Here is a 15,479-nt window from a genome sequence, read left to right as displayed (position 1 = left end):
TGAAATGGTTTGATTTCGTATGGTTGAGTACTTATGTGACCTTCAGGCGGGAGGAAAGTTCCATTGGGTTAGTTAGCCGCAGGGCAATGGCATCAATCAGGATTATCAGTTATCCAATGACTCATAAATCGAATTCAAATTCACGCTGTTCAAAAACTCTTCATTAATTTTGGTCAGATCATCGGACCTGAGTATCAGAGCGTTACTGATGTTGAGTGCCTGTTTTAAATAGGCATCCTTGGCAGATGACGGAAATTCGTAAGATTCAATTAATTGCATCATGGCATACAGCTCTTCCGGTGAGGATGGATCATGAGTGCCATACCATTTTATTCTAAGTATCTGGTCACTGACAATTGCTTCGGCCCAACAATAGGTCAAGGAACCGCCTTTCGAGTGCGTCAAACCATACAGGTAATGACTGAAGGCCTGCCCAATCGCTTGCCTGCATTTGATTTTTAGATCACGTACAAGCCCTTTTTCCCGGTGTTGCAGCCCAATGGAATCCAGAAGGGGTTTGTAATGACTTTTGATAGCAAGTTTTTGTTTCTCATATTGTTCTTTTCGAGTCTGGCATTGCTGATCAGGAAGCATTGATTGTTCATGGCTTGAATGATCACTGTACCAATTATCCAGGTCAGCCAGAGCTTTGTCGTATTCATTATCAATCTCCCTGTACTGTTTGACTTTTTCAAACGACCGCTTCAATTCCGGGCTGCTCTCAACTTTTAGTTGAAGCAGAGCTTCGGTTTTTTCACTCATTGCTTCGCTGTACCAGCGAGGTTGCCCCAGGATAACCACCGGTCGGTGGAGCGTCCTGCCAGAGTTTAATCGCACAAACGCGGGATGGTGTACCAGCAACCGCTCTATATTCGGAATGCCTTCAGGTTCGTCCGTCCAGGCGTCTTGTAAAGCTTTACGGACAATCAGCTCTTCCAGGTATGGCGAAAAGCCACCATGACAATGGGTCATCAGGCAGGCATCTTCTCTCGTTTGGAAGTCTTCATAGCTCAGCCGCCATTCCTGACTGTTTTTTTCTCTGGAAAACAACTGCTTGTATAAATTTTTCAGGCAATGGGTGGCTTTAACTTTTAATTCATCAACGCCTTCAAGGCGTAACAATAGCTCATGCTGTTCACGGACCCCGTTAATCTTGTGGTCGTATTCCGGCAGTGGATCCAGCCAACCTGATTCCAGGGCTGCGAGGGCAAGTTGAATAACCGAAGGCCTGGTTAAGTCACTGCCGTTCAGTATATCCACCATGGAACTCATCCACTGCTGAGGTCTCTCTCCGGCCTGAACAATCACTTTTGAATGGAGTAACTTGAGTTGTTCAGTGACCTGGTCCTCATCACTGTCGGACAATATTTTTGCTACTGCCTCCACCATGGGTTTATAGGTACTCGCCCCGTGTTTTATATGCACAGCACCAACCAATGCCAGCTCGTAATTGTTCAATGCTTTTATATCCAGTAAAATTGAGACGCCCATGGAAAATCCGGTCAAATCTTTTCTCTTCCAAAGTTCCCTCACCATTTTGGAGGTGACTTTAAATGGATTTGATGAGGCACTACCTCTTTCAAGGGCTGTGTTCTGTCTCTCAGGATTCTTGTCAATGGCTTGTGCCAGAGCTTCTTGTTGCGCTGAATCAGCCCCTTTCAGAAGATCCTTAAACCTCTTTGACTCACTGCCGGAACTACTGAGCTGCCTGGTGGGCTGGAATTCAGATTTGATTTCTCTTACCTGTGCGGGCCCTCCGCCCAAATCCACCGATTCCCAGGTTTGACCTCTATCCAGTGAATACTCGGGAAACTCGTGGGTAAGGCTATGAATTTGCCGACTGGGAATCCCGAAATAACGACAAAAAGCAACAAAAACAGGCGCGCGATGACGGCAGCTACCCTGCTGCTGAGTGACGAGGAATCTAAAGAAATTTTCTTCCGGCTTCGGTTCAGTCTTACCCGAAAACTGTCGGCAATACTCCGTGATCGCCTCAATTCGTTGCCGGGTGTGTCTGGCGTTTTTTATTTTCTGCAAACTCATCTGTAGTTTGGCCGGGTGCTCTTTTACGGGCGAAAACAGTTCGTCCAGCACGGTTTTAATACCTTCTGAACAGTGGGTGTCAAAACGTATTGATTGTTTTGGCCGGGCTTCTTCAGCCGAAACACTGTCGTCCGGTTTTTTGGGCTCTACGACATAAGTAAATTGAATAGTCTGTTCGGTGTTGGCTTCTGGAATAATCAGTATGTGAAGCCCGGTATACCGATGCCTGATCAGTTTAAATGGCAAATCGGGTTCTGTACGCAGGGCTACGATATAGTCGTCAGGCGTCAGGCTGGGTAACACAAATTGACCTTTCTTCGATGTCCACTTAAAGGACGCCAGGGTTTGGTTGCTGGTTAATATCACTTCTTGGTCAGGCCCTGGTAACCGGTCCGGCATGAGGGTTACGAAACCTTGAATGCGTGGATCATTAAGATCGGTCCGTATGATATCGCCCCTGGCAGTCACACAAATATCCTTTGCCTCCCAACGATACATACGGGAAGTGGGTCTCTGCGTTTTAAAAACGGGTAAATCGTATAGTAGTGGCAATCTCAGGCACTCATAGTTTGTTCTCCGGTCCAGTACCTTATCTTTTTTCGAGGGAGCGTTTAGACAGTGTTTTTCAGGCGCATTACCAGAGTCAGTCGCTAACTTTTCATCCATGTAATCGTCAAGCCAATGGTTCGGCAGGTTACTTATCTGATGCCAAAAGGCAGGCCACCATTGAACTGCGTCGGCTTTCCATGCACCAATCAACTTATCAGCCTCCCGGAGAAAAGGCTGGGAGGTCGACATTTTCAGCGTTTGTTTCTCTTCTTTGGTCAGGGGAAATAAGCAATTGGCGTCCTCGCCCGTCAGGCCGAACTCACGATGAAACCAGCGATGCTGCCAGTATCGGTACAGTGCCCGGGTGAGGATATCGTTATACTGATCCGGCGCCAGTGAAAAACCGGATGCCTGCCACCTCGCCTGAGCCACCCTCTTGATGATTTCAGTCCTGGCTTGCTTTTTATCCAGACCAGCCTCAACAAGAATTTCGTGGCCTTTTTCATCAATACTGTTGCGATCACTCTGTCGTATCAACCACGGACGATCAATGTTCGGTACCTTTTGATAGAGCCAATGGCTCAGATCAGAAGCAAGCGCTCCTTTGCCCATGGCATGAGTCGATGACTCCGGCAGTTCCTCCAGCGACAGGTTGGCGGCCATCAGGTAAAGCCGGTAGTGCTGATTGAAGCATTGATGAAGTGCTTTTTCGCTAAAATCGCCTCTTCTTTTGACAGCCATGGCGACATTCTGTAAATCGCGACTGGTGGGCTGTAATGGCAGGTCTTTGCGTTGCAGGCAGGCCCTTAAACGACAATGTTTTTCAGTCAGCCGTTTAGCCGTGATTTTTCCCTGCTCATTCTCTGGCAAGACTTTCCCGGCAATGGCCTGCAATTCGGTCGGGCTGTACTGCCGGATCGGCAAATGTCGAAAACGCCCTTTCAGTGCCGGTGATAAGGGTTTTCGCCCGCTGTACTCAGGCGGGTTAATGGTGGCAAACAGGTGGAAGCCCGGATGGGCGTCACCGGCCAGAATATCGTTTAACTCGCCTTCCAGATGCTGGCTGTCGATCAGATTCATTTCCGAAATCACCACGATGCCACCATCGACTTTTGCTTTCTGGATCTTTTCACACACTTGGTCCCAGGAACAATCACAGGCATTCAGGAGAAAGACTTCCGGCATGGACTCTCCCCGTTGTAGAGCCTGCTGTCTGACACTTTCAATCAACAGGTTCAACGTGGCATCTTTACCCCGTCCGGCCGGGCCTTCAATCAGTGTTGCCTGACGACCGCCGTGTTTTCTGTCGTGATGATAAGCCTGCTGACAGCGGCTTAAATCCTGTCCCAGCCCTTGCGCCAGATCAATGACTGCCGATCCGGAGGTATCAAACTCAGGTCGGATTTCTTTGGTCAATGTTCTGAAGTCCTGCAGAATATCTGGCAGGGTGTGGTTATGAACTCTGTCTCGCAGGGTGTTGTCCAGTTCGTAACGGGCAGCAAACCAGATTTCCAGTGCCGAAAGGGCATCCTGTTGAGTCTCGCTGATTTCGGGACCCAGTACATCCCGGAAGCTTTGCTGGATCAAACTGTTCACTTGCTTACAGCTGGCACTGTCGCCTTTGGATAACGCACGATCCAGATACCAACCCACCCAGCTGCAGATATCCGTTAAATCCCTGGGAGTAAACTCATGCTCGGGCAAAAGCTCCTGATAATATTGCCACAGTGCCATCACACTCTTGCTGGCACTGTGTGCAATGTCGTTTATTTGATGCCGTTGTAACTGATTGAGTAGAGCTGGTTCCACCACTCTGTCCCGAAGGAACGCCTCATCCAAACGTGGGTAATAAGCTCTGGGCAGTTTCTCTTTCAGGGTCGGGTCCATTTGGCGCCCGACGTAATGATCCGGGTTGCCGGTGAGAATTACCCGGTGTTTTTCGCTGACCTTGACAGGATGACCATTCACATAGATGCAGGGTTGCGGTTCCCATAAGCCGTTCAATGATGCAAGTAATCCGGTTTGGGCCAGGTTGGCTTCATCCAGAACCAGGGTAATGTATTCTCCGTCTTTGTCGGATTTGGTATTGGCCCATTCCATCAGCGCCCGGTTTTGCAGCACCATAGAGCGGTCGCCATCGGCGTGCTTTTGCCACTGCCAGCGTTTCATCAGGGTTTGTTCGCTGTCAGAAGGTCCAAGGGAAAGCACCGTTGCCTGTCCTGAAGCCTTTGCCATTTTGGCGGAAAAGTAGCTTTTCCCGGTTCCGGTTTCCCCCTCAAGGAATATAACGGGAGAGTCCGTAAGCCGGTCATGGAGTCGGGATAAGCGACGACTTTCACGATCCTTCTGACTTATCTCACCATGATAAAGATCCCGGGCCAGTGCAGACAGGGGCTCATCAGCGGAACCCTGCCATTTCAGTGATTCTGACAGTCGATTTTCTATGCGTTCAATGCCGTCTGCCTCAGAACTCGCTGTTCTGGCCCTATGAAAACAATCGCTGGCCAGACCGTGGATGGCATCGGATCGGGTCTGCCCTGAGTGCAAAGGTAACTGCCAGCCAGAAGCCAGTGCATCTTGCAAACGTTTAATCTGTCTTGTTGGCTCGATGGCTAAGCATTGCCAGGGCTTTGTTGCCGCCGGATCGACTGCCAGCTGATAGGCTATAACATCTCGTTGTTTTTCAGGTGCGTGGGCCAGGATCATGGCACAGAGCCTGTCCATAACTTCTTTCTTACCCCACTCTGGAAATGGATTTTCATAGGACAGTTTTAATTCGGTACCTATAAATACTGTCGGCTCAAAGGCTCGGGCCAGTTGCCACAGGTTTCGCTTGACAAAGTTTCTATCCAGTCGAGGGGTGCTACTGATGATGGCAGCTAACTGATCCCGGTCTACGGAGGCGGCTTGATCTTCATCCGGCAGTAACTGCAAACAGGCCACTTTCATAAAATCATGGACGGACGGATGTTGTCGGGTGCCATGGGTGATGACGCTATTGATGGCCTTGCGCCAGTGGCATGGCAGGAGCTGAGGGGAGTGGTCAAACTGCTGTGCCCTCCGGGCAGCCAGTATCAGATTATTCAACAACCCTTCGGTCACTTCAGGCAGAGCATTACAAAGGCCACCGGGTACGGTTTTAAAGGCTTCGTAAAGTGAGTGAAGTGCTTGTTCTGGCAGCTCTGCCCGGGAGATTTTATGCCTGAGGGTATTGATATCCCAGAGATCAATCTCGGGACACCGGCTACCCGTGGCAACCATCGAATTAAATACTGAAGAGGCGCTTTTCACAGACTCAGGCCAGAGTATTGTGACATGGGCTTGTGGGTAGGCCTGTAATTGACCATTCACCAACAGAGGTTGCCCAATAACCAGGGGTTCCAGAAGCTGCTGAAGCCTTGGATTACTTTCCAGCCCTCTGAATACCACCGGCTTGCCAGCGGTTAATGCCGCCTGCAAATCACTCTGAGATCGTCTGAAATGCGCCTTTTGTTCCGAGGCGATATGGATGTTATCAAATAGCTGGCTGAAGCCAGTCTGTTCGTTAACCTGAATGACCAGAGGGGTTTGTGGTTGATGATTAATCCAATGACTGGCCTGGGCATGTTGCTGATAAGTGAAGGTATTAAAGGTGGCGTGACCAGTGACTTTACTGTGTGGGCTGGACAGAAAGCGCCCATCGTCTTCTGCCAATCTCAGGGCTTTCGGCTGCTGTCTTGTATGAGCCACCTGGAGTCGGGGCTCCAGGCCGGTGGTCTCGCGAAGGGTTTGCAATGAACCCAGCAAACGAAACCAGAGGGCTTCAGTGAGTGGAGACGTTACGGTGACGACACCCCCCGCCCTGATCTGTTCCAACAGGCAGGTGTTAGGGATTGCATAGCCTTCAGGCGTAATGGCAATGGGGCTCAGCCATTCTGTGATATTCCCCTGGTTAATGATGATTGGGTGTTCTGCGGCGTGCTCTTTAGACTGGCTTTGGAACAGCGAATGAAGCTCGTCCTTCCCCGCCGGCATCTGATAAAACTGAACATCGTCGGGTAACGGACAGACTTCCCCATTGCTCTCAAAGCACTGTTGCGCCAGCATCTGTCGAATGGTCTGTTCAAAGGTCAGGTCCTGCCAGTCGGCGCCTTTCAGTACCACCCGTTGTCCCGACGTCAATCGTTCAAGCCTGCCAGGGATGTGCTGGATTCGCCCCTGTTGATCGACACCGGGACCACCCAGCAGTAACTGTCGCCAGTTGTTGTGCAAGTGGCAGTCAATAACCAGGATAGTGTCGTCGTCCATAGCATTTTCGTCACTGGGAAATTCAGGCAATAGCGGGGGAGCCCCGTCAATGTCCATCAATGGTTCATTGCCAGTCTCAGCCTCGAACTGCCATGTATTGCCCGGTCGGTTAATTCGCCGCCAGAAATCAGCGCCCGGAGCGTCGGCTGCCGGTGCGCTGGCCGCAGGCGCGCCGCCATGCTGGCCAACCGATGTCAATTGTTCAGGGGCTGCCAGAACCAGCAGAGAAACATGCTCTCCCAGAGGGCGTTTCTTCTGGCTGACCTTGTCGTATAGACAGGGGTTATCCGGGTCCAGCAGATCGTTAAATTTTGGCAGATCCTCATTGGTGAGTTTTCGGATATCTATCACCAGGGTCAATGGCTGTGAACCTTCAAAGAGCTTGCCTGAGCGCAAAGTGTGACGACCATTGTCGGCAATGCTCAGACGGCTCACCAGGTTAGCCTGTGAGAGGTCATCGGGGTGGGAAATAAGCGTGACATCGCGATTTTTATCGCGGGTCTGGTCAGCCAAAAGCTGTCGAACTTCATCATCACTGGCGACAAAACGGAAATCGAAGGCATGAGGTTTTTTTTGGAGCAGGGAGTCCGTTGAGGATACGGTTCTCGCCCTGTCAGGTGTCATAATCTGAGATGACGATAGATTCAGTTGGTAATTGAGACCAGAGCAGACAGCTTTGACGTTTGATATTAAATCTGAATCCTGCCCTGACCTCTTGGCTGGCAAGCCACTAGCCGGAACAGGTTTGTTAATTTCTCCACCAATCTGACCATCCATAGTCAATCTCCCTACAACCATCTGAAGGACTGAATTGAATCCCTTTAATGATAAGACCTTCAGAGGCCGGGAAAGTTCAATTTGGGTACTGGCCCGTTGCTATAGTGGGAAGTCAACGGTCTTGAAACCAAACGTTTATCACGTATCCAATGACTCACACAGCGAGTTCAAATTCACACTGTTCAAAAACTCTTCGGCGATGGTTGTCAGCTCATCGGATTTGAGCACCAGTGCGTTGCTGGCGTTGTGTGCCTGCTGCAGCAGGCGGGCATCCTTCACTGGCTGCTGAAAACAGAAAGAGCTCTCAATTTTACATATCATTGCATGCAGCTCTTCTGGTGAAGATGGATCATGAGCGCCGTAGTAGTCTGAATTCATGGAGTCTGCGATGGAAGCGTCAGCCCAACAATAGGTTAAACGACTGCCTTTTAAGTGCGTCACTTCATAAAGGTAATGACTGAACGCCTGCTGAATCGCCTGCCTGCATTGGTTTTTTAAAGTACCCAAAAAGCTTTCGTCATCCCATGACAGCTCAAGGCACTTTAAAATGGGTTCGTGACTGCCTGTGGTAGCAAAACGTCTTTTCTTATATTGTTTAATGTCTTCCAACAGCGCCTTCAATTCCGGGCTGTTCTCAATTTTTCGTTGCAACAGGGCTTCAACTTTTTCATTAAACACCTCGCTGTCCCAGGAAGGTTGCCCCATGGTAATCACCGGACGATAGCCAGCCTTGCCCGAGTTTAACTTCACAAATGCCGGCTGATGCACCAGCATTCGTTCTATATTCGGAACACCCTCAGGTTCGTGCACCCAGTCGATCTGTACAGATGGATTGAGCATATTTTTTTCAAGGGATGACGAAACCCCATCATGACAATGAGTGACGAACATGGCATCACTTTTTCTTCCCTGAAGGTCTCTATAAGCCACCCGCCATACCTGGCTATTTTTTTCCCTGGACAAGAGTGTCTGATACCACTTTTTCAGCTGATGGGTGGCTTCAGCCCTGAGTTTGTGGACACCTGCGAGACGCACCAATAGCTTATAATGATGATCGGCCTTCATAATAGGGCTCTTATAGGTCGGCAGTGGCTCCAGCCAACCCGATTTCAGGGCTTCGTGGACAAAGTGAATAACCGAAGGGTTGGCCAAGTCACTGTTCTCGATTATTTCCACTATAGAACTCAACCAATCAAGAGGGCTTGCTCCGCCCTGAACAATCATTTTTGAGTGCAATAACCTGAGTTGTTCAATGGCCTGATCGGAATGACCGTTGGACAATATTGCCCTTACTGCTTCCGACATCGGTTTACAGGCATTCCCCTCATGGTCATAGATAACTCCGATCAATCGCTTCTCACAATGTCTCAGGGCTCTCGTCCCCGAGGCCTTTAACGTTGACACGCCCATGGAAAAACCGGGCAAATCTTTTTCCTGCCAAAGTTTCTGTACTGCTTCAAAAAGACTTATATTGGCTTCTGGCAATGCACTGTCTGTCTCAACGGCTTTGTTCAACTCCTCAAGGCTTATACCACAGGCTTTAGCAAGAGCTTGTTGTTGTGCTAAATCAGCCCCTTTAAAAAGATCCTTCAGGAGTCCCCTGATCTCAATGTTGTAAACGTTTTCTTCCAAGATAGGCTGACTGTCATTCCCCTGGAAGTCAGGGGCAATTACTGTGAACGGAAGATATGACCCACCCAAATCCACTGACTTCCAGGTCTGATCTCCATCCGGGCAATATTCAACAAAGCTGTGTAAAAGGCTTCTGATTTGCCGGGATGGAATCCCAAAATAACGACAAAAAGCCACAAAAACAGAACTACGATGACGACAGCTACCTTGCCGCTGTGTTACGAGGAATTCAAAGAAATTTTTACCGGGCTCTGGTTTGCTCTGGCCGGAAAACTGTCGGCAATAATCCGTGATCGCCTCAATTCGTTGGCTGGTGTTTTCAGAGTGTTTTATTTTCCACAAAGGAAAGCGTATTTCGGCTGGTTGTTTGCCAATGTTATTAAACACTTCGTTCAGTACTGCTTTCATACCTTCTGAACAATGGGTGTCAAACCATGTTAATTCTTTTGCACGGGGCTCCGTTTTCCTGGGTTCTACGACATAATCCACTTTAATATTCTGTTTGGCTTCGGCCTCAGGAATAGAGAGTGTGTGAAGCCCGGTATATTTGTCCCTGACCAGGGCAAAGGGTAACTCGGGTTCCAGACGCAGTGCCACAATATAGTCGTCTGGCGTCATGCTGGGCAATGCATGATGACTGTTGCCCGGTTTTAAGTCGAGGGCCCCCATCGTCTGACCCTTGGCTACTGTCACTGGCTGGTTCTGCTTTAACAGGGTCGGCCTGAGTATTTCGACCCCCAGCGTGCGGTTATCACTAAGATCGATTCGTTTGACATCACCCTCGACGGTCACATGAATATCTTTGGCCCAATAACGATACATGTGGCAAGGAACATTCCTGGTATTAAAAACTATATAATCGTAATGGTGTTGTACTTCCTGATGGTCTTCGTCAGTGTTCCGGTCTAATGCCTCTGTCTCTTTCTCGATGACTTCCGGATTGTATTGTCCGGCTTTGTTATCAGCGTCAACAGCCAAGGCTTCGTTAATATGGTCCAGCGTATCCTTCAACCGGTGCCAGAACGCAGGCCAACATTGAACTGCATTGGCGTTCCATGCCGCTATTTGCCGATCAGCTTCCTTGAGACAAGGCTCGTAAGCCGATAATTTCAGCATTTGTTCCTGTGCTTGCCAAAGATGAAATACTTGGTTGGCGTCCACGCCCGTCTTGTGAAACTCACGAGCAAACCAGCAATGCTGCCAGCGTCGGTATATTGACTGGGTGAGCATATTGTCTGACTTGTCTGGCTTCAGGGAAAGACCGGATGCCTGCCACCGGGCCTGGGCCACCCTCCTGATGATTTCTGTTTTGGCTGCCTCTTCGCTTAATTGAGTGTTAATACAAATTTCATGGTTTTTTTCATCCGTACTGTTGCGATGACTGAGTCGTATCAACCACGGGCGTCCTATCTTAGGTACTGTTTCGTTGAGCCAGTGGCACAAATCAGGAGCCAGCGCCCCTTCAGCCATGGCAAGCGTTGATAACCCGGGCAGTTCCTCCAGCGACAGGTTGGCGGCCATCAGATAAAGCCGGTAGTGCTGATTGAGGCATTGATGAAGGCTATCTTCAGAAAAATCGCGCCCTCTGGTAACAGCTTTTGCGACATTCTGTAAATCAAGGCTGGTGGGCTGTAACGGCAGGTTTTTCCGTTTCAGGTCAGCCCTCAATCGACAATGTAGCTGAGCCAGCTTTTCAGCCGCAAATTTCCCTTCCGTGGTCTGTGGCAACACTTTTTCGGCAATGGTCTGCAATTCGGTTGGGTTATACTGGCGGATCGGTAAATGTCTGAAACGACCTTTCAGCGCCGGTGATAAGGGTTTTCGCCCGCTGTATTCAGGTGGGTTGATGGTGGCGAAAAGGTGAAAACCCGGATGAGCGTCACCGGCCAGAATATCGTTTAACTCACCTTCCAGATGCTGGCTGTCGATCAGATTCATTTCCGAAATGACCAGGATACCGCCATCGACTTTTGCCTTCTGGATCGCTTCACACACTTTGTCCCAGGAACAATCACAGGCATTCAGGAGAAAAACTTCCGGCATGGACTCTCCCTGTTGCTTAGCCTGCTTTCTGACGCTTTCAATCACCAGGTTCAGCGTGGCATCTTTACCCCGTCCAGCCGGGCCTTCAATCAGCGTTGCCTGACGACCGCCGTGTTTTCTGTTGTGATGATAAGCCTGCTGACTGCGGCTTAAATCCTGCCCAAGCTGCTGCACCAGTTCACAGACTGCCGATCCGGAGGTATCAAACTCAGGCCGGATTTCTTTGCTGAATGTACTGAAGGCCTGCTGAATAGCTGGCAGGGTGTAGTTGTGAACTCTGTCGCGCAGAGTGTTGTCCGGGTGGTAACGGGCAACAAACCAGATTTCCAGTGCCAGCTGTGCATCCTGATGAGTCTCGGTGATTTCGGGACCCAGTACATCCCGAAAACTTTGCTGGATCAAACTGTTTATTTGCTGAGGGGTAACATTGTCACCTTCGGGCAGCGCACGATCCAGATACCAGCCCACCCAGCTGCAGATATCCGTTAAATCCCTGGGGGTAAACTCATGGTCTGGCAAGAGTTCCGGATAATATTGCCAGAGTGTCATCACACTCTCGGTAGCACTTTTTACAATGTCGTTTATTGGTTGCCCTGACAGATGCCTTTGTAACTGATTGACGAGAGCCGGTTCCACCACTCTGTCTCGAAGGAATGCCCGGTCTAACCGAGGGTAGTAAGCCCCGGGCAATTTCTCTTTCAGGGCCGGGTCCATTTGGCGTCCGGAGTAATGATCGGGGTTGCCGGTGAGAATCACCCGGTGTTTTTCGCTGACCTTGACAGGATGACCATTCACATAGATGCAGGGTTCCGGTTCCCATAAGCCGTTCAGTGATGCCAGCAGTCCGGCCTGGGCCAGGTTAGCCTCATCCAGCACCAGAGTGATGTAGTTACCTCCAACATAGCCACTGTCTTTATCGGGTTCGGTCTTGGCCCATTCCATCAATGTCCGGTTTTGTTGCGCCATAGAGCGGTCGCCATCGGCGTGTTGTTGCCACTGCCAGCGTTTCATCAGGGTCTGTTCGCTGTCAGAAGGTCCGATGGAAATGACTGAAGCTTGTCCTGAAGCCCTGGCTATTTTGGCAGAAAAGTAACTTTTTCCGGTGCCGGTTTCTCCCTGCAGAAAGATAACGGGAGAGTCGCCAAGCCGGTCATGGAGTCGGGATAAGCGACGGCTTTCACGATCCTTTTGATTCATCTCACCGTGATAAAGATCCCGGGCCAGTGCTGACAGGGGCTCATCAGCGGAACCCGCCCATTTCAGTGATTCAGACAGTCGATGTTCTATGCGTTCGATGCGTTCTGCCTCAGAATTCGCTGTTCTGGCAATATGAAAACAATCGCTGGCGAGGCCGTGGATGGCATCGGCTCGGGTCTGCCCTGATGACAAAGCTAACTGCCAGCCAGAAGCCAGTGCATCCTGCAAACGTTTAATCTGTCTTGCTGGTCTGATGGCTAAGGATTGCCAGGGCTCTGCTGCCGCCAGATCGACTTTCAACTGGTACGCTATAGCATCTCGTTGTTCTTCAGCTGCATGGGCCACGATCATGGCACAGAACCTGTTGAGAAGGTCTTCGTTACCCCATAGTGGAAATGGGCTTCCATAGGACAGTTGTAATTCTCCATTAAATACTGCCGGGTCAAAGGCTCGGGCCAGTGCCCAAAAGTTGTGTTCTACAACCGTTCTATCCAACTGCGAGACACTATTGAGGATGCCATTCAAGTGATCCAGGTCTACCGAGGCGGCTTGATCCGGCTTCCTGTGAGCATCAGGTGTTTTATCCGGTAACAAGTGCCAACAAGCCACTTTCATAAAATCCCGCACGGGCCGATGCTGACGGGTGCCATGAGTGATAACGCTATCAATGGCCTTGCGCCAGTGGCAGGGCAGGATTTGTGGGGACTGGTCCACCTTTTGTGCCCGCCGGGCGGCCAGTATCAGGTTATTCAACAAACCTTCGGTCACTTCAGGCAGAGGGTTACAAAGGTCTTCAGGTACGGTTTTAAATGCCTCGTAAAGTTCATTGAGTGCTCGTTTTGGTAGTTCATTCCGAGGGATTTCATGTCTGCGGGCATTGATGTCCCAGAGGTTGATTACAGGGCACGGCTTACCCGCAGCAACCAATGAAGTGAATACTGAAGATGGGGTTTTCGCAGACCCAGGCCAGAGCATTGTGACATGAGCGTGCGGGAAGGCCTGTAACCGGCCATTGACCAACAGCGGTTGCCCGACAACCAGGGGTTCCAGGAGCTGCTGAAGACCTGGATTAGTTTCCAGCCCCCGAAATACCACCGGTTTGCCAGCGATCAATGCCTCCTGCAACTGACTCAGACGTCGTCCGAAATGCGCCTTTTGTTCCGAGGTAATATGGATATTATCAAATAGCTGGCTGAAGCCAGTCTGTTCGTTAACCTGAATGACCAGAGGGGTTTGTGGCTGATGATTAATCCAATGACTGGCCTGGGCATGTTGCTGATAAGTGAAGGTATTAAAGGTGGCGTGACCTGTGACTTTTTTATGTGGGTTGGACAGAAAGCGCCCATCGTTTTCTGCCAATCCCAGGGCTTTCGGCTGCCGTCTTGAATGGGCCACCTGGAGTCGGGGCTCCAGACCGGTGGTCTCGCGAAGGGTTTGCAATGAACCCAGCAAATGAAACCAGAGAGCTTCAGTAAGTGGAGACGTTACGGTGACGACCCCCCCCGCCCTGATCTGTTCCAACAGGCAGGTGTTAGGGATTGCATAGCCTTCAGGCGTAATGGCAATGGGGCTCAGCCATTCTGTGATATTCCCCTGGTTAATGATGATCGGGTTTTCTGCGGCGTGCTCTTTAGGCTGGCTTTGGAACAGCGAATGAAGCTCGTCCTTCCCCACCGGCATCTGATAAAACTGAACATCGTCGGGTAACGGACAGACTTCCCCATTGCTCTCAAAGCACTGTTGCGTCAGCATCTGTCGTATGGTCTGTTCAAAGGTCAGATTCTGCCAGTCGGCGCCTTTCACTATCACCCGTTGTCCGGATGTCAACTGTTCAAGCCTGCCAGGAATGTGCTGGATTCGCCCCTGTTGATCGACACCGGGACCACCCAGCAGTAACTGCCGCCAGTTGTTGTGCAAGTGGCAGTCAATAACAACAGTAGTGTCGTCGTCCATAGCATTTTCGGCACTGGGGAATTCAGGCAATAGCGGGGGAGCCCCGTCAATGTCCATCGATGGGTCGTTGCCAGTCTCAGCCTGGAACTGCCAGCTATTGCCCGGTCGGTTAATTCGCCGCCAGAAATCAGCTCCCGGTGCGTCGGCTGCGGGCGCGTCGTCACACTGGCCTACCGCTGCCAGCTGTGCAGGGGCTGCCAGAACCAGCAGAGAAACATGCTCTCCCAGAGGGCGTTTCTTCTGGCTGACCTTGTCGTATAGACAGGGGTTATCCGGGTCCAGCAGATCGTTAAATTTTGGCAGATCCTCACTGGTGAGTTTTCGGATATCTATCACCAGGGTCAATGGCAGTGAACCTTCAAAGAGCTTGCCTGGGCGCAAAGCGTGGCGACCATTGTCGGCAATGGTCAACCGGCTCACCAGGTTAGCCTGTGCAAGGTCATCGGGTTGGGAAATAAGCGTGACATCGCGATTTTTATCGCGGGTCTGGTCAGCCAAAAGCTGTCGAACCTCATCATCACTGGCGACAAAACGGAAATCGAAGGCGTGAGGGTTATTTTGGAGCGGGGAATCCGTTAAGGATACGGCTCTCGCCCTGTCAGGTGTCATAATCTGAGATGACGATAGATTCAGTTGGTAAGCGAAACCAGAGCAGACAGCTTCAACTTTTGGCGGTAAATCTAAATCCAGCCTTGGCCTCTTGGCTGGCATGCCAGTATAAGACGGGTTACTATCACGCGCGCCACGATCAGGCATGCTACCAGCCGGAACGGGTTTGTTAATTTCTCCAACCATCTGACCATCCACTGTTAATCTCCCTATTAGCATCTGAAGGACTGAATTGAAACTCTTTTGTAATGAGACTTTCAGAGCCCGGGAAAGTTCAATTTGGATATTGGTCCGTTGCCATTGTGGGGAGTCAACGGTCTCGAAAAACTCATCAGGAGCTAACGGTTATCAGCTGTCCAATGAGTCAGACTTCAGGTGCATGGGCCACG

Annotated in this window: 2 protein-coding genes; both read right to left on the bottom strand. The window is 50.3% G+C overall.

Annotation, left to right across the window (positions count from 1 at the left end; all coding sequences use genetic code 11):
- Positions 1 to 105 precede the first annotated feature (105 nt).
- Complete coding sequence (locus ACO6VG_RS01790; RefSeq protein ID WP_422472365.1) at positions 106 to 7,656, bottom strand: AAA family ATPase; 7,551 nt, start codon at positions 7,654 to 7,656, stop codon at positions 106 to 108.
- A 138-nt stretch (positions 7,657 to 7,794) separates the two neighbouring features.
- A complete protein-coding gene (locus ACO6VG_RS01785) occupies positions 7,795 to 15,288 on the bottom strand; it encodes an AAA family ATPase (protein WP_422472363.1) in 7,494 nt (2,497 codons plus the stop codon).
- Positions 15,289 to 15,479 lie beyond the last annotated feature (191 nt).

The organism is Endozoicomonas sp. ALB032, assembly GCF_049310125.1.
In the GTDB taxonomy this organism is placed as follows: domain Bacteria; phylum Pseudomonadota; class Gammaproteobacteria; order Pseudomonadales; family Endozoicomonadaceae; genus Endozoicomonas_A.
This window is presented reverse-complemented; position numbering and strand designations above follow the sequence as displayed.